The organism is Rhodococcus sp. NPDC055112, from assembly GCF_053607505.1.
Genome location: NZ_JBSGTR010000040.1, coordinates 1 through 21,276, shown reverse-complemented (window position 1 = coordinate 21,276; position 21,276 = coordinate 1). Strand labels below are relative to the sequence as shown.

17 protein-coding genes and 1 rRNA gene are annotated in these 21,276 nt (G+C 70.1%); 9 read left to right on the top strand and 9 right to left on the bottom strand.

Annotation, left to right across the window (positions count from 1 at the left end; translation table 11 throughout):
* Positions 1-8: 8 nt before the first annotated feature.
* The gene (locus tag ACWFRB_RS17515; protein ID WP_452642382.1) at positions 9-2,039 is read left to right on the top strand and encodes an ATP-dependent DNA helicase; all 2,031 of its coding nucleotides are present in this window, start codon (positions 9-11) and stop codon (positions 2,037-2,039) included.
* Between the two features lie 6 nt (positions 2,040-2,045).
* Here the strand turns inward: ACWFRB_RS17515 and ACWFRB_RS17510 are convergent, their stop codons facing one another.
* The 3 genes from ACWFRB_RS17510 to glgP form a co-directional block, all read right to left on the bottom strand.
* On the bottom strand, positions 2,046-3,401 hold the full coding sequence (locus tag ACWFRB_RS17510; protein ID WP_452642381.1) for a diacylglycerol/lipid kinase family protein: 1,356 nt from the start codon (positions 3,399-3,401) through the stop codon (positions 2,046-2,048).
* Positions 3,370-4,788 carry a DUF2252 domain-containing protein gene (locus ACWFRB_RS17505; protein ID WP_452642380.1) on the bottom strand — a complete coding sequence of 473 codons (1,419 nt, stop codon included), beginning with the start codon at positions 4,786-4,788 and terminating at the stop codon, positions 3,370-3,372. The genes ACWFRB_RS17510 and ACWFRB_RS17505 overlap by 32 nt, the downstream gene beginning before the upstream one ends.
* Positions 4,789-4,866: 78 nt before the next feature.
* The gene (glgP, locus tag ACWFRB_RS17500; RefSeq protein ID WP_452642379.1) at positions 4,867-7,455 is read right to left on the bottom strand and encodes an alpha-glucan family phosphorylase; all 2,589 of its coding nucleotides are present in this window, start codon (positions 7,453-7,455) and stop codon (positions 4,867-4,869) included.
* Positions 7,456-7,585: 130 nt separating this feature from the next.
* Between glgP and ACWFRB_RS17495 the strand changes: the two genes are divergently transcribed.
* The 3 genes from ACWFRB_RS17495 to ACWFRB_RS17485 are packed head-to-tail and all read left to right on the top strand — an operon-like array spanning position 7,586 to position 13,220.
* Positions 7,586-9,586 carry an alpha-1,4-glucan--maltose-1-phosphate maltosyltransferase gene (locus ACWFRB_RS17495; protein WP_452642378.1) on the top strand — a complete coding sequence of 667 codons (2,001 nt, stop codon included), beginning with the start codon at positions 7,586-7,588 and terminating at the stop codon, positions 9,584-9,586.
* Complete coding sequence (gene glgB / locus ACWFRB_RS17490) at positions 9,583-11,787, top strand: 1,4-alpha-glucan branching protein GlgB (RefSeq protein ID WP_452642377.1); 2,205 nt, start codon at positions 9,583-9,585, stop codon at positions 11,785-11,787. The genes ACWFRB_RS17495 and glgB overlap by 4 nt, the downstream gene beginning before the upstream one ends.
* Complete coding sequence (locus ACWFRB_RS17485; RefSeq protein ID WP_452642376.1) at positions 11,787-13,220, top strand: metallopeptidase; 1,434 nt, start codon at positions 11,787-11,789, stop codon at positions 13,218-13,220. Before glgB ends, ACWFRB_RS17485 begins: the two co-directional genes overlap by 1 nt.
* A gap of 64 nt (positions 13,221-13,284) precedes the next feature.
* Here the strand turns inward: ACWFRB_RS17485 and ACWFRB_RS17480 are convergent, their stop codons facing one another.
* From ACWFRB_RS17480 to ACWFRB_RS17470, 3 genes are all read right to left on the bottom strand, one after another.
* Positions 13,285-14,172, bottom strand: coding sequence for a co-chaperone YbbN (locus ACWFRB_RS17480; protein WP_452642406.1), 888 nt, complete (start codon positions 14,170-14,172; stop codon positions 13,285-13,287).
* A 166-nt stretch (positions 14,173-14,338) separates the two neighbouring features.
* Positions 14,339-14,746, bottom strand: coding sequence for a DUF3817 domain-containing protein (locus ACWFRB_RS17475; RefSeq protein ID WP_452642375.1), 408 nt, complete (start codon positions 14,744-14,746; stop codon positions 14,339-14,341).
* Positions 14,747-14,818: 72 nt separating this feature from the next.
* Entirely contained in the window at positions 14,819-16,012 is a 1,194-nt protein-coding gene (locus tag ACWFRB_RS17470; protein WP_452642374.1) for an acetyl-CoA C-acetyltransferase, read from the bottom strand.
* A gap of 90 nt (positions 16,013-16,102) precedes the next feature.
* On the opposite strand from ACWFRB_RS17470, the gene mce reads away from it, so the two are divergent.
* Both mce and ACWFRB_RS17460 read left to right on the top strand, forming a co-directional pair.
* Positions 16,103-16,582: a methylmalonyl-CoA epimerase gene (gene mce, locus ACWFRB_RS17465; RefSeq protein ID WP_452642373.1), complete on the top strand. Its 480-nt coding sequence runs from the start codon at positions 16,103-16,105 to the stop codon at positions 16,580-16,582.
* A gap of 83 nt (positions 16,583-16,665) precedes the next feature.
* Complete coding sequence (locus ACWFRB_RS17460; protein ID WP_452642372.1) at positions 16,666-17,610, top strand: hypothetical protein; 945 nt, start codon at positions 16,666-16,668, stop codon at positions 17,608-17,610.
* Here ACWFRB_RS17460 and ACWFRB_RS17455 read toward each other — a convergent pair.
* Both ACWFRB_RS17455 and nucS read right to left on the bottom strand, forming a co-directional pair.
* Positions 17,591-17,893 (bottom strand): ATP/GTP-binding protein, encoded by a 303-nt coding sequence (locus tag ACWFRB_RS17455; RefSeq protein WP_452642371.1) that lies wholly within the window; start codon positions 17,891-17,893, stop codon positions 17,591-17,593. The genes ACWFRB_RS17460 and ACWFRB_RS17455 overlap by 20 nt on opposite strands.
* A 20-nt stretch (positions 17,894-17,913) precedes the next feature.
* Complete coding sequence (gene nucS / locus ACWFRB_RS17450) at positions 17,914-18,588, bottom strand: endonuclease NucS (protein ID WP_452642370.1); 675 nt, start codon at positions 18,586-18,588, stop codon at positions 17,914-17,916.
* A 93-nt stretch (positions 18,589-18,681) separates the two neighbouring features.
* On the opposite strand from nucS, the gene ACWFRB_RS17445 reads away from it, so the two are divergent.
* The 3 genes from ACWFRB_RS17445 to ACWFRB_RS17435 are packed head-to-tail and all read left to right on the top strand — an operon-like array spanning position 18,682 to position 20,993.
* Positions 18,682-20,241, top strand: coding sequence for an adenylate/guanylate cyclase domain-containing protein (locus ACWFRB_RS17445; protein ID WP_452642369.1), 1,560 nt, complete (start codon positions 18,682-18,684; stop codon positions 20,239-20,241).
* A gap of 53 nt (positions 20,242-20,294) precedes the next feature.
* Complete coding sequence (locus ACWFRB_RS17440; RefSeq protein ID WP_452642368.1) at positions 20,295-20,657, top strand: MmcQ/YjbR family DNA-binding protein; 363 nt, start codon at positions 20,295-20,297, stop codon at positions 20,655-20,657.
* 24 nt (positions 20,658-20,681) lie between these two features.
* Positions 20,682-20,993, top strand: coding sequence for an antibiotic biosynthesis monooxygenase family protein (locus ACWFRB_RS17435; RefSeq protein WP_452642367.1), 312 nt, complete (start codon positions 20,682-20,684; stop codon positions 20,991-20,993).
* Between the two features lie 190 nt (positions 20,994-21,183).
* Here ACWFRB_RS17435 and rrf read toward each other — a convergent pair.
* Positions 21,184-21,276 (bottom strand): 5S ribosomal RNA (gene rrf / locus ACWFRB_RS17430); the annotation flags it as partial.

The following is a 21,276-nucleotide window of genomic DNA, read 5'->3' as shown; positions in this document are numbered from 1 at the left end:
CTTGGTCGGTGCCTGAACTCCCCAACGTGCCCGACCTGCTCTCCGTGGCGGTGCAGGCGTTGGGCGGCGCCGAACGCACCAACCAGCTGACCATGGCGTCCGCGGTCGCGCACGCCATCGACACCGGCGAGCACCTCGCCGTGCAGGCGGGCACCGGTACCGGCAAGTCGCTCGCCTACCTGGTGCCCAGCATCCGGCACGCCGTCGAGAGCGGCCGCACCGTGGTCATCTCCACCGCCACCATCGCGCTACAACGCCAGCTCGTCGACCGCGACCTGCCACGCCTGTCCGATGCCCTCGCCGGCGCGCTCGGCAGGCGGCCGGAGTTCGCGATCCTCAAGGGCCGCAACAACTACCTGTGCCTGAACAAGATCCACACCGGTGCTGCGGAGGAGCCGGAGAACGCGGAACTGTTCGACGCGTTCGCGATCTCCCGGCTCGGCCGGGAGGTGCAGCGGCTGACCAAGTGGTCCTCCGACACCGAGACCGGAGACCGGGACGAGCTGGTGCCTGGCGTGAGCGATCAGTCGTGGCGCCAGGTGAGCGTCACCTCGCGCGAGTGCCTCGGCAAGTCGAGCTGCCCGGTCGGAGAGGACTGCTTCGCGGAGCGGGCGCGGGCCGAGGCCTCGAAGGTCGACGTGGTGGTCACCAACCACGCGATGCTCGCGATCGACGCGATCACCGGCATCGCCGTCCTGCCCGAGCACGACGTGGTGGTGATCGACGAGGCGCACGAACTGGTCGACCGGGTGACGGGGGTTGCCACCGCCGAACTGGCGCCGTCGACCATCAGCGCCGCCGCGCGCAGATGCGTCAAGCTCGTGGAGGAGCAGGATGCGGACCGGTTCGAGGCCTCCGCGGAGGGCTGGGACGCGGTGCTAGAGGAGCTGCACGCCGGCCGCTGGGAGGCACTGCCCGACGGCGCGAGCCATGCGCTGGCCGCCGTCCGCGACGCGGCCTGGGCCGTGCGCACCGCGATCGGTCCATCGCGGCCAGGGATGACCGCCACCGACCCCGAGGCGGCCGCCGCCCGCAACGCGGCGCTCGCGGCCGTCGACGAGGTGCACGACAACGCCGTCCGCGTACTCACCGCGTTCGACGAACCGGACCCGGCCAAACGACGCGACGTGGTCTGGCTCGCCGACGAGGAGCGGCGGGGCAAGCTCGTCCGGATGGCGCCCCTGTCGGTCGGCGGGCTGCTGCGCTCGCGGCTGTTCGCGGAGTCGACCGTGGTGCTCACCTCCGCGACCCTGACGGTCGGCGGATCGTTCGACGGGCTCGCGGTGAACTGGGGCCTGCCCTCCGAGTCCGGCACCCGCGTCGATCCGGCGATGGCGACCGGAACCGAGGCGCCCTCGGACGAGGCCGCCCTCCGATGGAATTCACTCGACGTCGGCTCGCCGTTCGACCACGCCAAGGCCGGCATCCTGTACGTCGCCAAACACCTGCCCGCCCCCGGCCGGGACGGGCTGGCACCGAGCTATCTCGACGAGATCGCCGAACTGGTGACCGCGGCCGGTGGCCGCACCCTCGGCCTGTTCTCCTCCATGCGCGCCGCGAAGGCCGCCGCCGAGGTCATGCGCAAGCGCCTCGACACCCCGGTGCTGTGCCAGGGCGACGACGCCACCGGGCAGCTGGTCCGCGCGTTCGCCGAGGACGAGGCCACCTCGCTGTTCGGCACGCTGTCGCTGTGGCAGGGCGTTGACGTCCCCGGCCCGTCGCTGAGCCTGGTGATCCTGGACCGGATCCCGTTCCCTCGGCCCGACGATCCGCTGCTGGTGGCGCGCCAGCGCGCGGTCGAGTCCCGCGGCGGCAACGGCTTCCTCTCGGTGGCGGGAAACCACGCCGCGCTGCTGCTGGCGCAGGGCGTCGGCCGGCTGCTGCGCAGCGTCGACGACCGCGGCGTGATCGCGATGCTGGACTCGCGGCTCGCGACGGCCCGCTACGGCGGCTACCTTCGGGCCTCGCTGCCGCCCTTCTGGGAGACCTCCGATCCCGAGGTCGTGCGCAAGGCGCTCGCGAGGCTGACGGCGGGCTGAGCCCGGCTACCTCGGCCGGTGTGCCCACCCGGCCAGCGCCCGGAGTCGAACCCAGTCGACCGCCACCTTGAAGGGTGGCACCCCAGGGCGGTCCCTCGGCAGCCGTACTCGCAACGCCCCCGGCCTGATGGTGCACCGCACCGGAGTGGCGAGCATGAGCGATTCGCCGTCGACGCCGACCGGTATCTCCGCCGCGTCGGCATCGACGGTGACCTCGAGTGCCGTGTGCTGGGTCATGCCGCGTTCGTGCGCACGGTTGAGCAACCCGACGGCCTGACGCGCGCCCTCCACCGCCACCGTCACGATCCCGAGCACGCCTCGGTCCAGTCGCGCCCGACGGCCGAGACCCGCGAGGTCACTGGTCTGGTAGGGGCCGTTGCTCACCAGCACCGCCTGTGGGCCCTCGACGGTGAGGCCGCCGGTTCGGGCTGTGAGCCGCGCACCCGCGCCCCCGCTCAGCAGGTCCGGCAGCATCCGGAGCACCGTCCCGGTCTTGTCGTCCCGGTACGCCGGACTCTGCACCACCTCGGCGTACACCCCGAACGAGGCGTTGTTGACGAAGGTGCGCCCAGCGATCTCACCGAGGTCGACGCGGACCTCGACGCCGTCCCGCAACGCCTCGAGGCCTGCCGCCGGATCGTCGCGATCGAGCCCGAGGTCCAGCGCGAAGTGGTTGCGGGTGCCCGCGCTGATCACCAGGAACGGTAGGTCGTGTTCGGCCGCGACCCCGGCGACCAGTGCCTGGGTCCCGTCCCCGCCCGCCACCCCGAGCAGGTCGGCACCTCTGCGGACCGCATCGCGGGCCAGCGCCTCGACGTCGACGGTGTCCGGTCCCTCGAGTAGGGCGACCTCCGCGCCGAGTTCCTCGGCCTTGCGCTGCAGCCCGAACCTGGCCACCTTTCCGCCACCCGAGTGCGGATTCATCACCAGAAAGGGCTGCCGGGGCGGCGGAACGCTGCGCTCGTCCATCACGGACTCGGCGCGCTCGGCCTCGAGCGCGGTGCGGGCGCACAGGGCCGCGAGGAGCACGAGCGCGTACGAGACCACCACCACCCACAGCAGATTCGCGCTCACGAACGCGGACAGCACCGCGATCGGGACGAGCACGGCAACACCCAGCCAGATCCACCGCGGCACCCCGCGATGGGTGAGGAACCAGTACAGGGCCGCCACCATCACCACGACCCCGCCGATTCCTGCGGCCAGCAGCGCCAGCGTGCTCAGCAGGCCCGCGGCCACGATCGGGACGACCGCCGCGGTCACGGCCGACGCGAACGCCGCTCTGGCCCACCAGCGCCGATTCCGGCCCGGGTCAACCGACCGGGCCACTTCAGAGTCCGGACCGCGCGACGATCCGCCCATCGGTGATCGCCTTGAGCAACGCCGCATGATCGTGAGCGGTCTGCGCGGCGTAGGACTGTGCGAACGCCGTGACGGCCTCGTCGAACTCGGCGCTCGACCCGAGGTACTCGGCGATTGCGATCCGGTCGCCTGCCCTGGCGTGCGCATAGGCAAGCGCGCGGCCACACAGGCGCCCGTACAGTGTCATTCCCGTGGGCGTCATCGCCTCGATCACCGCCGACCCCTTGCCATCTCGCAACTGCCGGAGATAGTAATCGCGCCGCACGCCGTCCACCCCGACGCCCGCCTGCCACCCGAGGAAGATGTCGCTTGCGGCCTGCATGAGCCGCTGACCGTGGACCACCCGCTCGCCCTCTTGCTCGAACGAGGGGCCCTCGAGGTATTCCGACAGCACCGACGGCACCGCCTCCTTGGCCTGCAGGAACAGCGGGTCATCGTCGTCGACGCCCCGCAGCAGGACGATCCAGGATCGCGTGCCGACGCTGCCGACCCCGACCACCTTGCGGGCCACCTGCACCAACTCGAACTGCTGGAGCGGCACCCGGCGGTCCCACTGCAGCGTCGAGCTGTAGTCACTCAGCCGCTGTCGCAGTTCGCTGTACAGCTCGACGGCATCCGCGTCGGCGAAGACCTCCTCGATGGGGACCAGCAGGGGTGGATTGCTGAGAATCGTCCGTCTGCCGTCGACCACCGTGGTCAGCTTCCCCAGCGCCTGGACGCTGTCGCGGCTCCACGACTTCTCGAGCATCTTGCGCATTCGCTTGCTCGACGACGAGTCCAGCTGATCTGCCAGCTCCACCAGTTCCTCGGTGGGCTCGATGTGGGAGTACCACACCGCAAGGGTGCCCCGCTCCGCTTGCAGTGCCATCGTCTCCCGGTATTCGGCGGCGCACGCCCTGGTGATCCTGGCCCGCTGCTTGTGGCTGAACCCGGTGTCCCGCGACGCGACCTCGAGGCTCGCGACCAACCGCTTGACGTCCCACTCGAACGGACCGGGATAGGTCTCGTCGAAGTCGTTGATGTCGAACGCCAGCCTGCGTTCCGGGGTCGCGTAGATCCCGAAATTGCTCAGGTGCGCGTCCCCGCACAGGTGGGTGTTCAGGCCCGTGGACGGGGTGCGCGAGAGGTCGTCCGCCATGACGAGGGCGGCGCCGCGGTAGAAGGCGAACGCCGAGGTGGCCATCCGCCCGTATCGAACCGGCACGAGCTGCGGGATCCGGGGCGCCGCCTGCTTCTCGAGCAGCCCGATCGGGTCACGCGAGTCTCCCGGGTGGTGCTCCGCGAGCGCCTCGAACGGCGTCGCCCTGCGCGCGGCGCGTCCTCGCTCCGCGCGCTCGTCCCTGCTCGGGTGTGCACCCGATTCCGCTGTCGGCGCCACGGCTTTCATTGTCCACGCCGCAGTGCGTTTCCACATGGGGTTCGCGCCCATCCGTGGCCGGATGCTGCGCGGCCCACCGCAACCGGTCTACAGGTGCGGCACCGCCATCAGGCCCAGTTCGGCGTCGGAGGCCAGCAGCGGGTGGTGCGGCAGCACCCGCACCGTGTAGCCGACCGCACCGGAATGCGGGACCGTGGTGTCGGCGACGAACAGCTCGCCGAGCTCGTCCGAACCCGCGTGCCGCATCGGCACGGTGACCACGTCGGTCAGTTCCTCGTCCGCCCCGACCCGACCGAGCACCGCCTGCACGGTGACCTCGGCGACCGCGAGCCCGGCCAGCCGCAGATACGCGCGCAGCGACAGGTCCGCACCGATCACGGGAGTGTCCGGCAGCCCGGAGCTGTCGACCTGCACCACCTGCACGTCGGCCCAGGCCGCCTCGACGCGGCCGCGGTACTCGGCGACCTGCCGCGCCGCCGCGAAACCGTCCGCGACCACCGCCCGCGCGGCCCGCGCGGCTGGCGCGTAGTAGTCGACGGCGTAGTCGCGAACCATCCTCGACGCCAACACCTTCGGGCCCAGATGCTGCAGGGTGTGCCGGACCATCTGCACCCAGCGGGCAGGCACCCCCTCCGCGTCGCGGTCGTAGAACTTCGGCAGCACCGACCGCTCCAGCAACTCGTACATCGCGCCTGCCTCGAGATCGTCGCGACGCACCTCGTCGGTCACGCCGTCCGCGGTGGGGATCGCCCAGCCGTTCTCGCCGTCGAACATCTCGTCCCACCAGCCGTCGCGGATGGACAGGTTCAGCCCGCCGTTGAGCGCCGACTTCATCCCCGACGTGCCGCAGGCCTCCAGCGGGCGCAGCGGGTTGTTCAGCCACACGTCGCAGCCCCAGTACAGGTACCGCGCCATCGACATGTCGTAGTCGGGCAGGAACACGATCCGGTGCCGGACGTCGGCCTCGTCCGCGAAGCGCACCACCTGCTGGATCAGCGCCTTGCCGCCCTCGTCGGCCGGGTGGCTCTTGCCCGCCACCACCAGCTGCACCGGCCGGTCAGGGTCGAGCAGCATCGCCCGCAGCCGGTCCGGATCGCGCAGCATCAGGGTCAGCCGCTTGTACGTCGGAACCCGGCGGGCGAACCCGACGGTCAGCACCTCGGGATCGAAAACACCCGAAACCCAACCGAGTTCGGCGTCGGTGGCGCCGCGCTCGAGCCACGACGCCCGCACCCGCCTGCGGACCTCCTGCACCAGCTGCTCGCGCAGCGTGTTGCGGGTCGACCACAGGTCGGCAGGCGGGATCTCCTGCAGCCGCTCCCAGCCGCGCGCCTCCTCGACCAGCTCGGGTCCCACCGCCCGGCGGGCCAGGTCCATCCACTCCCTCGCGGCCCAGGTCGGGGCGTGCACGCCGTTGGTCACCGAGCCGATCGGGACCTCCGCGGCATCGAATCCCGGCCACAGGCCGTTGAACATCTCCCTGCTGACGATCCCGTGCAGCTTCGAGACGCCGTTGGCACGCTGACCGAGCCGCAGTCCCATGTGCGCCATGTTGAACACCGACGGGTCGTTCTCGCGGCCGAGGTCGATGATCCGGTCCACCGTCAGACCGGGCAGCAGGGCGGACTCGTTCTCGCCGCTGACCCCGCCGAAGTAGTGCCGGACGAGATCGGCCGGGAACCGGTCGATGCCCGCGGGCACGGGGGTGTGTGTGGTGAACACGGTGGCAGCCCGCACCGCGGCGAGCGCGGAGTCGAAGTCCAGGCCGGACCCGGTGATGAGCTCCCGAATCCGTTCCACCCCGAGGAAACCCGCGTGGCCCTCGTTCATGTGGAAGACCTCGGGGTCGGCCAGCCCCAGCGAATGGGTGTACGCGCGCACCGCCCGCACACCGCCGATGCCTGCGAGGATCTCCTGCTTGATCCGATGGTCCTGGTCGCCGCCGTACAGCCGGTCGGTCACCCCGCGCAGCTCCGGATCGTTCTCGGCGATGTCGGAGTCGAGCAGCAACAGCGGCACCCGCCCGACCTGGGCGATCCACACCCGGGCCCTGAGCACCCGGTTGCCCGGCATCGCGACCCGCAACAGCACCGGCGCCCCCGAGTCGGGCTCGGTGAGCAGCCTCAGCGGCAGGCCCTGCGGGTCCAGCGAGGGATAGTGCTCCGCCTGCCAGCCGTCGGCCGTCAGCGACTGACGGAAGTAGCCGGACCGGTACAGGAGGCCGACACCGATCAGCGGCACCCCGAGATCCGAGGCGGCCTTGAGGTGGTCGCCCGCCAGGATCCCGAGCCCGCCCGAGTAGTTCGGGAGCACCTCGCTGACGCCGAACTCCATTGAGAAGTAGGCGATCCCACCGGCCAGGTCGGCGCCCTTCGCCTGCTGGTTCTGGTACCAGCGCGGTTGGCCGAGGTAGGTGTCCAGGTCCTGCTCGAGCCGGTCGAGCTCGGCGACGAAGGATTCGTCGATCGCCAGTTCGTCCAGGCGGGCGGGCGACACCTCGCCGAGCATCCGGATCGGGTCGTGGCGGACCTGCGTCCACAGCGCGGGGTCGATCCGGCCGAACAGATCCTGGGTCTCGGGATGCCAGGACCAGCGCAGGTTCGTCGACAGCTGCTCGAGGGCGGCCAGCCTGGCGGGAAGGTGGGCACGGACGGTGAACCGACGCAAGGCTTTCACCCTGCGAAGACTACCCATCGCAGGCACTTTTGGGAGGGCAGCCTGCGGAGCGACCCGAGCTGCCGACGCGTTGCGAGGGACGCGAGATTCGGCCAGCGCTCCCCGTACAACTACCCGTAAGGTCTAATCCATGACCGGGCGGATAGGCATCGACGACGTCGCCCCCGAGATCTCGGGGGGACGCCACCCCGCGAAGGCGGTCGTCGGCGAGACCTTCCCGGTCTCGGCGACGGTGTGGCGCGAGGGGCACGACGCGGTCGCGGCGACCCTCGCCGTGCGCGGGCCGGAGTCGAACACCACCATTCGGATCCCGATGTCCCCCGGCCCGTTACCGGACACGTTCGCGGCGGCGTTCACGCCCACGAGCGTCGGGGCCTGGAGCTTCCGCGTCGAGGGCTGGAGCGATCCGATCTCCACCTGGCGGCACAACGTGGAGGCCAAACTGTCGGTCGGCCAGGGCGCCGCCGAGCTGGCCAACGACCTCGAGATCGGGGCCCGCCTGTTCGAACGAGCCGCCAAGGCGGTGCCGCGCGGGGACCGACCGCGGTGCGCCGCGGTCGCCGCCGCCCTGCGCAGTGATCAGCAGCTGCCCGCTCGGGTCGCCCCCGCCTTCGCGGCAGACATCGCCGAACTGCTGCGGGTGTACCCGCTGCGCGACCTGGTCACCAAGGGCCGCAACATTCCGGTGTGGGTCGACCGCAAGCGCGCCCTCGTCGGCGCCTGGTACGAGTTCTTCCCTCGCTCGACCGGCGGCCGCGCCCAGGACGGCACCCCGAGGCACGGCACCTTCGCGACGGCGGCCGACGACCTCCCGCGCATCGCCGCGATGGGCTTCGACGTGGTCTATCTGCCCCCGATCCACCCGATCGGCCGGGTGAACCGCAAGGGCCCGAACAACTCGCTGACGCCGGGTCCGGACGATGTCGGCTCGCCGTGGGCGATCGGCGCGGAGGAGGGCGGCCACGACGCCGTGCACCCCCTTCTCGGCACCGTCAAGGACTTCAGGAACTTCGTCGCCCGGGCGCGCCGATTGCGGCTCGAGGTCGCGCTCGACCTCGCCCTGCAGTGCGCGCCCGATCACCCGTGGGCGCAGCAGCATCCGGAGTGGTTCACGGTGCTGCCCGACGGCACCATCGCCTACGCCGAGAACCCGCCGAAGAAGTACCAGGACATCTACCCGGTCAACTTCGACGACGACCCCGAGGGCATCTACGCCGAGGTGCTGCGGGTGGTGCGGTTCTGGATCAAGAACGGTGTCAAGATCTTTCGGGTCGACAACCCGCACACCAAGCCACCGGACTTCTGGGAGTGGCTGATCGCGGAGGTGAAGCGGTCCGATCCGGACGTGCTGTTCCTCTCCGAGGCCTTCACCCGGCCCGCCCGGATGTACGGCCTGGCCAAGCGCGGATTCACGCAGTCCTACACCTACTTCACCTGGCGGGTGAACAAGCACGAGCTCACCGAGTTCGGACTGGAGATCGCCGCCAAGGCCGACGAGGCCAGGCCCAACCTGTTCGTCAACACCCCGGACATCCTGCACGAGAGCCTGCAGCAGGGCGGTCCCGGCATGTTCGCGCTGCGCGCCGCACTGGCCGCCACCCTGTCTCCGACCTGGGGCGTCTACTCCGGATACGAACTGTACGAACACGTTCCGCTGCGACCGGGCAGCGAGGAGTACCTCGACTCCGAGAAGTACGAGCTGCGCCCCCGCGACTTCGACGGCGCCCGCGGTGAGTCGCTGGAGCCCTGGCTGGCGACCCTGAACCGGATCCGCCGCGCCCACCCCGCGCTGCAACAGCTGCGCAACATCACCTTCCACCACACCGACAGCGATGCGCTGATCGCGTACTCCAAGTTCGACCCGACCACCGGCGACGCCGTGCTCACGATCGTCAATCTCAACCCCTACGGGGCGGAGCAGGGCACCATCTGGCTCGACATGCCTGCGATCGGGCGCGACTGGCACGATCACCTGACCGTGCTGGACGAGGTCACCGGCGAGCAGTACCACTGGGGCCAGGCCAACTTCATCCGACTCGAACCCTGGCGCGCGGTCGCCCACATCCTCGCGTTGCCCGCCGTCCCCTACCCCGCGCGGCTACCCCTGGCCCACCGCGCACCACGCACATGAGCGCGGATCGGGTCGCGCAGATCGCGGCGCCCGCACCCGCCGACCTCGCCCGCCTCGCCGACGGCACCCACCACAACCCGCACTCGATCCTCGGTGCGCACGCGCATCCCGGCGGCACCGTGATCCGGGCTCTTCGCCCGCACGCGGGCGAGGTGTCGGCCCGCATCGGGGGCGTCGACCACGCCCTGCAGCCGGTCTCCGACGGGCTGTTCAGCGCGGTCGTGCCCGTCGAGGACCTCATCGACTACCGGCTGGTGGTCGAGTATCCCGGCGGACACACCGTCGTCACCGCGGACGGCTACCGGTTCCTGCCGACCCTCGGGGAACTCGACCTGCACCTGTTCGGCGAGGGCAGGCACGAACGGCTGTGGGAGATCCTCGGCGCGCACCCGCGCAGCTACGCGACGCCTGACGGCGAGGTGGCCGGCACCTCCTTCGCGGTGTGGGCGCCGTCGGCGCGGGGCGTCACGGTGATCGGCGACTTCGACGGCTGGGGCGGGCAGACGGCACCGATGCGCATGCTCGGGTCCAGCGGGGTCTGGGAGCTGTTCGTCCCCGGCGTCGGGCCAGGCGACCTGTACAAGTTCCGGGTACACGGCAGCGACGGCTCCGTCAGGGAGAAGGCCGACCCGATGGCATTCGCCACCGAGGTGCCGCCGCGCACGGCCTCCGTGGTCGGCGTGACCACGCACCGGTGGGCCGACGCCGAATGGATGGCCGTCCGCGCGCGCACCGACCCGAACCTGGCCCCGATGAGCGTGTACGAGGCGCACCTGGGGTCCTGGCGTCCCGGCCTGAGCTATCTCGAACTCGCCGACCAACTGTCCGCCTATGTCGTCGAGCAGGGCTTCACGCATGTCGAACTGCTCCCGGTGGCCGAGCACCCGTACGGCGGATCCTGGGGCTACCAGGTCACCTCCTACTACGCCCCGACCGCCCGCTTCGGCTCCCCTGACGACTTCCGCGCCTTCGTCGACCGAATGCACCTCGCAGGCGTCGGTGTCATCGTCGACTGGGTGCCCGCGCACTTCCCGAAGGACGACTGGGCGCTGGCCCGGTTCGACGGCGGCCCGCTCTACGAGCACGCCGATCCCCACCGCGGCGAGCAATTGGACTGGGGCACCTACGTCTTCGACTTCGGGCGGCGGGAGGTGCGCAACTTCCTCGTCGCCAACGCACTGTTCTGGATCGAGGAGTTCCACATCGACGGGCTGCGTGTGGACGCGGTCGCCTCGATGCTCTACCTCGATTACTCGCGACCCGAGGGCGGCTGGACGCCGAACATCCACGGTGGGCGGGAGAACCTGGAGGCCGTGGCGTTCCTGCAGGAGATGAACGCGACCGTGCACCGGCAGCACCGCGGCGTGGTCACCATCGCGGAGGAGTCCACCGCGTGGCCGGGCGTCACCCGCACCACCAACGTCGGCGGCCTCGGCTTCAGCATGAAATGGAACATGGGCTGGATGCACGACACCCTCGGCTACCTCGGCCGAGACCCGGTGCACCGCAGCTTCCACCACCACGAGATCACGTTCTCGCTGATGTACGCCTGGAGCGAGTGCTATCTGCTCCCGATCAGCCACGACGAGGTGGTGCATGGCAAGGGCACGCTGTGGACCCGGATGCCGGGCGACGACTTCGCCAAGGCCGCGGGCCTGCGCACGCTGCTGGCCTACATGTGGTCACACCCAGGCAAGCAGCTGCTGTTCATGGGACAGGAGTACGGCCAGCGCACCGAGTGGTCGGAGGAGCGCGGGCTCGACTGGCATCAGCTCGACGAGGGATACGTCGGCGAGCTGCACCGCGGGATCCTGGCGCTGGTACGCGATCTCAACGCCACCTACCGACGCCACCCGGCGCTGTGGACGCTCGACAACTCCCCCGGCGGGTACTCCTGGATCGACGCGAACGACACCGAGAACAACGTGCTCAGCTACCTGCGGTACGGGTCAGACGGGTCGATCGTGGCGTGCCTGTTCAACTTCTCCGGCTCGGCCCACTCGGAATACCGGGTCGGCTTGCCCGAGCCCGGCCGGTGGGTCGAGATCCTCAACACAGATGCCGACGCGTATCGCGGCGCCGGGATGGGTAACTTCGGAGCCGTGACCGCGACCCTGCAGCCCTGGCACGGGCGACCCGCGTCGGCGTCGGTCGCGCTGCCCCAGAACGGTGCCATCTGGCTGAGCCTGGAGCGTGGCTGATGCGACGCCGCCGATCCGCGCTCGCGGTCGCCTCGCTCGTCGCCGTCGCCGCGGTCGTCGCCGGCTGCTCCGGGGCGATCGACGGACGCGCCGTGTCGATCTACGACAACCCCTTCACGGTGGCCGGTCTACCCGCGACCTCCGGCCCCAGTGGCCCCCGCGAGGGCGTGCCCGACGCCAAGCTCCCGGTTCGCGGTGCGGACGGCTCGGCGGCCGACGTGCTCGCCACCAACGCCGTGGACGACATCGCGGCCTTCTGGCAGTCCGAATACCCCCGGGTGTTCAGCGGCGATTTCAGGCCCGTCACCGACCTGCTCTCCTGGGACCCGGACGCGGACCGGGCGCAGGCCCCGACGTTCTGCGGCGACAACACCCACGGATTCGCCAACGCCGGCTACTGCACCCGCGACGGCTCCATCGGCTGGGACCGCACCGTCTTGCTGCCCTCGCTCATCGAGACCTTCGGCCCGATGTCCGTGGTGATGGTCATGGCCCACGAGTACGGGCACGCGGTCCAGTACGGCTCGGGGCTCGCGGGCGACGACGACCTGACGCTGGTGCTCGAGCAGCAGGCGGACTGCTTCGCCGGGGCCTACATGCGGCACGTCGCACAGGGCGATTCCCGGCACTTCACCCTCAACACCTCCGACGGGCTCAACTCGGTGATGGCGGCGATGGTCGCGGTGCGCGACAGCGACCCGAGCGACCCGGAATCGGTGCACGGCTCGGCGTTCGAGCGCATCACCGCGTTCCAGATCGGCTTCACGGACGGCGCCAAGTCCTGCACGAAGATCGACGAGGCCGACGTGGTGTCGCGGCAGGCCGAGCTGCCCCAGCAGTTCACCACCGAGGCTGACACCGGCGAGATGCCGGTCACCGAGGAATCCGTGCAACTGACGGTGGACTCGCTGCAGGCGCTGTTCGACCTGCCGCAGAAGCCGGCCGTCGACTTCGCGGGGGCGGACACCGGGTGTCAGGACGCAGAGACCACCGAACCGGTCTCCTACTGCCCGGCGACGAACACGATCGGCGTCTCGCTGCCCGAGCTGATCGAGCGCGGCACCCCGAACCCGGAGTCCGGGGACGAGTTCGCCGCCGACGTGCGCGGCGACTTCGGCGCCTACGTCCTGGTTGCCTCGCGCTTCACGCTGGCCGCGCAGGCGCACGCCGACAAGTCGCTGACCGAGGCCAAGACCGCGGTGCGGGCGGCCTGCCTGTCCGGCGCGTGGACCGCGGCGACCGCGGTGGGCAAGGCAGGCGGGCTGACGCTCTCCCCCGGTGACCTCGACGAGGCGGTGTCCGGGCTGCTGACCGACGGGCTGATGGCCAGCGACGTGAACGGGAACACCGTGCCGAGCGGATTCGCCCGGGTGGACGCCTTCCGCTCGGGAGTCCTCGGCGGCGAGCAGGCCTGCGAGAACCGCTACGGATAGGGCGCTTCGCACTGTGCGTGTGTCTCACCCCGACCGGGGTGAGACACACGCACGGTGCGGAGGGCTAGTAGAGGGCGGACGCGAGCTTGCGGCGGGCCGCGATGACGATCGGATCGGCGGGGTCGAACAGCTCGAACAGCTCGAGCAGTCGGGTCCTGGCGGAGTTCCTGTCGTCGCCCGCGGTACGGCGGATCGTCTCGATGAGACGGGCGAAAGCGGCCTCGGGCTGCTGGCTGTAGAGCTCCATGTCGGCCGCGTCGAGCTGGGCGGCCACGTCGGCGGGCTCGGCGTCCGCACGCGCGACGGCGTCGGGGTCGAGGTCCTGGACGCGGGAGATGAACCGGACCTGCCTGATCGCACCGAGCGCCTGCGTGTTCGCGGGCTCCGCGTCGAGGATCACCTGGTAGGCGGCCTCGGCGCCGGCCAGGTCACCCTCGCTCAATGCGGTCTCCGCGGCGACGAACCGCGGGTCCTCGGGCTCCTCGGGCTCGTCCTCGCCCGCGGACTGCGACGGGCCGGAGAGCTTGCCCGCGGTCGCCTGCAGCACGGCGTCGATCCACTGTCCCAGCTGCGGCTCGTCGCCGTCGAAGTCCGCCAGCGGGCGTCCGGCCGCGACCGCGACGACGGCGGGCAGCGCCTGCACGCCGAACGCCTGCGCGATCCGGGGATCGCTGTCGACGTTCACCCGGGCCAGCACCCACGACCCGTTGCCGGCCGCGGCGAGCGAGTCAAGGGTCGGTGAGAACACCGCGGAGGCAGGCATCGACGCCGCATACAGCTCGACGACGACGGGAACCTGGGTCGAGCGGGCGAGCACCTCGGCCTCGAAGTTGGCCTCGGTGACCTCGACGACCGCCGCAGACCCGGCACTCACGCCGTTCGCGGTCGGCGGGCCTGCGGGCGCGGCCTGCGCGCGTTCCTTGAAGGCGGACAGATCCACCGCGCCGGACATGGCGGCGGCCGCCGCGGCCGATGGGCGTGCGGGTGGGCGAGAGCCGGGTCGAGTCACGTGACCAGTTTGTCACGCGCACCCGCAGAGGGCGCACCCCGACCGGATGCACGATGCCCCCGCAACCGTGGACGGGTTGCGGGGGCACTGGAAGCCGACGTGCGTGGGCTCAGGCCTTGCTCAACGACAGAGTCGCGTCCGTAGACGCAGTGCCGGGTGCCGACAGTTCCCCGAGCTGGCCCGCCTTCACCACCCAGCGCTCGAACACGATGGTGGCGAACGGAATGATCGAGGCAACGATTGCCGCGATCATGACCTTCGGCGACCACTTGAACTCGCGGGCGGCCAGGACTCCGAGCACAAGGAACGCTACAAACGCAATGCCGTGAAGCATGCCGAAGATCTGCACACCGATCTCGTTCGGGTAGATGTCCTGCTCGGGCACCCTGTCACCGGTGAAGTACTTGAAGAACATCCCGATGATCAGTCCCGCCCACGTAAACGCCTCGACAACGGCGATGAAGCGAAAGCGCTTCGCTGTGGTTGACAGGTCGAAGAAATTGGCCATGCGCACCATTGTGCCCGACCACAAGGCGTCGCAGACTGTGATCTACGACGCCTTGTAGTTTCTTCGGGTGCCGGCGCCTGCTCAGTTCTTGGGGACGCGGATGATCAGGGCGTCACCCTGCCCACCGCCGCCGCACAGCGCGGCCGCGCCGACGCCACCGCCGCGACGGCCCAGTTCGAGCGCCAGGTGCAGCGCGATCCGCGCGCCCGACATCCCCAGCGGATGCCCGATCGCGATCGCCCCACCGTTCACGTTGACCTTCGACTCGTCGAGGCCCAGTTCGGTCGTCGAGGCGATGCCGACGGCGGCGAAGGCCTCGTTGATCTCCACCAGGTCCAGATCCTTCGGATCGATGCCCTCGCGCTCGCACGCCTTCGCGATCGCCCGCGCGGGCTGCGACTGCAACGTCGAGTCGGGGCCCGCCACCACGCCGTGCGCGCCGATCTCGGCGATCCAGCTCAGGCCCAGCTCCTGCGCCTTGGCCTTGCTCATCACCACCACAGCGGCGGCTCCGTCGGAGATCTGCGAGGCCGAACCTGCGGTCACGGTGCCGTCCTTGCTGAACGCGGGACGGAGCTTGCCCAGCGACTCGACGGTGGTGTCGGCGCGGATGCCCTCGTCCTCGGCGAACACGACCGGCTCGCCCCTGCGCTGCGGGATCGACACGGGCACGACCTCCGCCTCGAAGAGCCCGTCCTTCCATGCCCGCGCCGCGTTCTGGTGCGAGGCGGCCGCGAACGCGTCCTGCGCCTCACGACTGATCCGCTGGTCCTCGGCCTGGTTGCGCTGCTCGGTCAGGTTGCCCATCGGCTGGTCGGTGAAGATGTCGTGCAGGCCGTCGTAGGCCATGTGGTCGCGCAGGGTGACGTCGCCGTACTTGAAGCCCTCGCGGCTCTTCTCCAGCATGTGCGGCGCGCGAGACATGGACTCCTGACCGCCCGCGACCACGACGTCGAACTCCCCGGCCCGGATCAACTGGTCGGCCAGCGCGATCGCGTCGACACCCGAGAGGCACACCTTGTTGATCGACAACGCGGGCACATCCATCGGGATACCCGCCGCCACGGCCGCCTGCCTGGCAGGCATCTGACCGGCGCCCGCGGTCAGGACCTGGCCCATGATCACGTACTGCACCTGCTCCGGCGCCACTCCCGCCTTCTCCAGGGCACCCTTGATCGCGATGCCCCCCAGATCGGACCCCGAGAAGTCCTTGAGCGAGCCGAGCAAACGGCCCACCGGGGTCCGGGCTCCGGCGACGATGACTGAACTGCTCACGGCTTCCTCCAACGGTCAACACGGGTGGTCAGCGACCAAAAGCCACATCCCAAAGAGAACTACAAAGACGGTAGCGCTACCGTCATCGGCATGACGAACTCCGCCCCCAACGCCGCCGCGTCCGTACTCGCTTCCGACCTGGTGACGGCCATCGACCACGTCGGCATCGCGGTGCCCGATCTCGACGCCGCCATCGCCTGGTACGGCGAGCACCTCGGCCTCGTGTCCACGCACGAAGAGGTCAACGAGGAGCAGGGCGTGCGCGAGGCCATGCTGTCCGTGCCCGGCAGCCCGGCGGGCGCCACCGCGATCCAGCTGCTCGCCCCGCTCAACGACGACTCGACCATCGCCAAGTTCATCGCCCGCAGCGGCCCCGGCCTGCAGCAGCTCGCCTACCGGGTCAGCGACCTCGACGCCATCTCCGAGCGCCTGCGCGCGGGCGGCGTCCGGTTGCTCTACGACACCCCTCGCCGCGGCACCGCGGACTCGCGGATCAACTTCCTGCACCCCAAGGATGCGGGCGGCGTGCTGGTCGAACTGGTCGAGCCGGCCGCAGACCCGGCACACTGATACTGCGCCAACCCCCTTTCAGCACAGTGGTTCGCCCGAGCGCATCGACCACACCAGCACCGGAGCGACGGTAAGTTATGACCATGCCCAACGAGATCCAACTGCCCTTCAACATCGTGCGGAAGGGCTACGACCGCGACGAGGTACGCAATTACTTCGAGCGCTTCGACGCGGAACTCCGGGTCACCGCGACCGATCGTGACGCGGCGGCGGCGCAGGCCCGGGACCTCGCCCAGCAGTTGGAGGACTCCCGCGACGAGATCGACGACCTGCGCAAGGACGTCGACCGCCTGTCCGTTCCGCCGACGACCGCGGAAGGCATGAGCGAGCGCATCTCCCGGATGCTCCGCCTCGCCTCCGATGAGGCCTCGGAAGTGCGGGCCACGGCCCAGTCCGAAGCCGCCGAGATGGTCTCCATCGCCGAGCAGGACGGCGCCGCGCTGCGCGGCAAGTACGAGGGCCTGCTCGCCGAGCTCGAGGATCGCAGGAACGCCATGGAGGTCGAGCACACGCAGACCATGGCGACCGCGCGCACCGAGGCCGCCCGTCTCGTCGAGAAGGCGCAGTCCGAGTCCGCTCAGCTCCAGGCGGATTCCGAGGCGCGGCGCAACGAGGTCCAGCAGGACTTCGAGATCACCATGAGCGAGCGTCGCACCAAGGTGGTCAGCGCGGTCAACGAGCTCGAGGCCACCAGCAAGGCGGAGGCCGAGCGCAGGCTCACCGACGCCACCAACGAGGCCCGCCGCCGGCTGCAGACCGCCACCGAGCAGGCCGAGAAGCGCATTGCCCACGCGAAGGAACTCGCCGAGGAGCTTCGCGTGCTCCGCGGCCGGGTTCTGGCCCAGCTCCTGGGAATTCGAGGACAGCTCGACTCGGTGCCCGCCATGCTCGCCTCGGTCAACCGCGAGGGCGAACTGCTCGACGGGGCAGGCGACTCCGCCGGACGCAGTACCCCGGACGAGGACAACGACGACGATGCCTCGGCGTCGGAGAAGTCCGAGGAGTCGGTCAAGACCAACGTCGGGTGATCCCGCGCGACCCGCGCCCGTTCCAGCACCCGGTGTGCCAGTGCCTGCGGTCCTCGGCCCCGCCGAGTTCGTCCGCAGGCCAGGCCACCAGGTGCGGGACGCCGGGCCGGATCTCGTGGTCACAGCCGGGGCAGCGATAGGTCTTGGTGGCGTGCGACCCCGGCACCGGGCGCACCAGGTACCGCTCGTCGTCGTATCCCGCAGGCCCCGAGTCGATCCGCGACTCGCGGCCGCCGGCCGGCGTCGGCCGGTCGGTCCGGTGTCGCTGATTCCGTCGGGGCATGACTACAGCCTAGATTCCGATCAGAACAGCCGGAACTCGGTGCTCTCGGTCCCCCGCAGCGCGTCGTAATCGAGTGTCAGGCAGCGGATCCCACGATCCTCGGCGAGGGTCCGCGCCTGGGGCTTGATCTGCTGCGCGGCGAACACGCCGGTCACGGGCGCCAGCAGCGGATCCCGGTTCATCAGTTCCAGGTAGCGGGTCAGCTGTTCGACACCGTCGATCTCGCCGCGGCGCTTGATCTCCACCGCCACCGAAGCGCCGTCCGCGTCCCGGACCAGCAGGTCCACCGGACCGATCGCCGTCATGTACTCACGCCGCACCAGGGTGTAGCCCGGACCGAGCGTCTCGACGTGCTCGGCCAGCAGTTCCTGCAGGTGCGCCTCGACGCCGTCCTTGATCAGGCCCGGGTCGACGCCGAGTTCGTGCGAGGAGTCGTGCTCGACCTCGTGGATCGTGATCCGCAGCTCCTCGCCGGCCTTGTTGGTCACCACCCACAGCTGGGTGCCCTCCTCGCCGTCGTTCTCGACCAGCCAGCACGGGGGGCTCATCCAGTTCAGCGGCTTGTAGGCACGGTCGTCCGCGTGGATGCTCACCGAACCGTCGGATTTGACCAGTAGGAGCCTGCGCGCCTTCGGCAGGTGTGCGGTGAGACGACCGACGTAGTCGACATGGCAGCTGGCAATCACGAGGCGCACTCGGAACACCCTAGAGCACCGGTCGGCGCTCGCCGCAGACCCGCCACGCCTCGCCGGGTCGCTGGGTGGTCAACCCACTACGCTGGAGCGACCATGCCGCTCCCGTTCCGCTCGATCGCGCCGCTGGGCTCGCGGCTGCTCGGCGCCCCGGACGAGAGCCCGCGCCGCCGCCGGATCCGCGTCCAGGTGCTGCTGACCGCAAGCCTGGTGCTGTCCAACCTGATCGGCGCGCTGGTGGTCGGTGCGCTGATCACCGTGGTCGTGCCGGGTCCGAACATCTACGACCTCGACTATCTGATCGTCAACGCGGTGATCGGCCCGGTCTACATCGCGCTGGCCGTCGCGGTCGGGGTCCTGTGGGGCACCCTCCGCGCGACGAAGGACCTGCGGTGGGCCATCGAGAACCGGGAACCGACCCGGGACGAGGCCGCGGCCGCCCTCGCGATGCCGTGGCGCCTGACCCGGATGCAGGCCCTCCTGTGGACGATCGGGTTCGTCATCTTCACCATCAGCTACGGGCTCATCGACCCGGAGTCCATCCCCAAGGTCGCCTTCACCATCGCCATGGGCGGGGTCACGGTCTGCGCGTTCAGCTACCTGCTCAGCGAGTTCTCGCTGCGCCCCGCCGCGGCGCGTGCGCTCGAGGCGGGCGATCCGCGCCGGGTACGCATCGCGGGCGTGACCGGGCGCAACATGCTGGCCTGGACCCTCGGCACCGGGGTGCCGGTGGCGGGCCTGATGCTGATCGCGATCTTCAGCTTCATCCGCCCCGATCACGTCACCGTGCCCAAACTCGCGGTCTCCATCCTCTCGCTCGGCGCCATCACCCTCGTCTTCGGGCTGTTGCTGACCCTGCTCGGGGTGGGAGCCACCGTCGCGCCCATCCGCGCGGTCCGGGCGGCCATGATGCGAGTCGAGCACGGCGAGCTCGACACACAGGTGGTCGTCTACGACGGCACCGAACTCGGCGAGCTGCAGAGCGGCTTCAACCGGATGGCGGAGGGCCTGCGCGAGCGCGAGCGCATCCAGGAGCTCTTCGGCAGGCACGTGGGCCACGAGGTGGCCGAGGCCGCCATCAAGCGCAATCCGGAGCTCGGCGGGGAGGAGCGCGAGATCGCGGTCTTCTTCATCGACCTCGTCGGCTCCACCGAGCTCGCGGCATCCCGGCCGCCGAAGGAGGTCGTCGACCTGCTCAACCGCTTCTTCGACGTCGTGGTGGACGAGGTGGACCGGCACGGCGGCCTGATCAACAAGTTCGAGGGCGACGCCGCGCTCGCGATCTTCGGGGCGCCCGTCGAGATCCCGGACCCCGCAGGCAGCGCGCTCGCCGCCGCCCGCGCCATCCGGACCCGGCTCCTCGTCGAGGTGCCGGACTGCAGCGCCGCGATCGGGGTCGCCGCGGGCACCGCCGTCGCGGGAAACATAGGCGCCCGCAAGCGATTCGAGTACACGGTCATCGGGGATCCGGTGAACGAGGCGGCCCGCCTGTCCGAGCTGGCCAAGACGATCGACGGCGCGCTCGTCGCCTCCGATCGCGCCGTCCAGAGGTCGGGGACCGACGAGTCCCGGCAGTGGGAGCTCGGCGACTCCGTGATCCTGCGCGGACGTAATGTCGCCACCCGCCTGGCCACCCCCACCCGCCAAGCGCCGTAGCGCGGCCCGCCCGCCCGTGTTCGACTGTCGGTCGGCTCTGGTACATGTGGGGCATGGGTGTGACTGTCGACGAATTCCTGGCCATGCTGGACACGCTGCCCGAGACCGAGCAGAGCGGCGGTGGCGGCGGTAGCTGGGTTTCGCTCAAGGTCAACGGCAAGGGCTTCGGATACGTGTGGGAGAAGACGGAGACGGTTGGCCTCAAGACCACCCTGGACGAACAGATCGCGCTGGTGTCCGAGCGCCCCGACGTGTTCGAGGTCCAGTTCACCACCAACCAGTTCGGGTGGGTCGTGGTGCAGCTGGCGAAGATCGAACCCGACGAGCTGCTGGAGCTGGTCACCGAGGCCTGGTGCCTGACCGCGCCCAAGCGTCTCGTCGAAGCACACGAATTCGGCAGTCTCTACGACGAATAGGCACGTGCCTGCGAGGATGCGGTGGTGATCCTCGAACACGCCCTCCTGCAGGTGAAGTCCGGACGCAGTGCCGAGTTCGAGGCCGCCTTCGGGCGGGCCGAACCGATCATCTCCGGCATGGTCGGGTTCCGCCGGCTGTCACTCTCACGCTGTCTCGAGCGTCCCGGCACGTACCTGCTGCTGGTCGAGTGGGACAGCCTGGAAGACCACGTCGAGGGCTTCAGGAAGTCGCCGGAGTACGAGCAGTGGCGCTCGCTGCTCCACCACTTCTACGACCCCTTCCCCACGGTCGAGCACTTCGAGCGGGTCGACCTCGCCGATCGGACCACCAACTGAGGTCTGCCCCAGCGGCGTCGAGTGTGCAGTTGTCGGGGTATCGACCGAGAAGGGACGCCGGTAGGTGCACACTCGGCCGGCCCGCGGTGATGTGCCGGGGGTGCGTCTCGTGCGTTTTTGTCCCGGAAATGCGAAATGCCTCGCATCGCAGTCTCTTTCAAGACTGTGATGCGAGGCATTCGCAATTTATGTTCGGCGGTGTCCTACTCTCCCACACCCTGTCGAGTGCAGTACCATCGGCGCTGGAGGGCTTAGCTTCCGGGTTCGGAATGGGGCCGGGCGT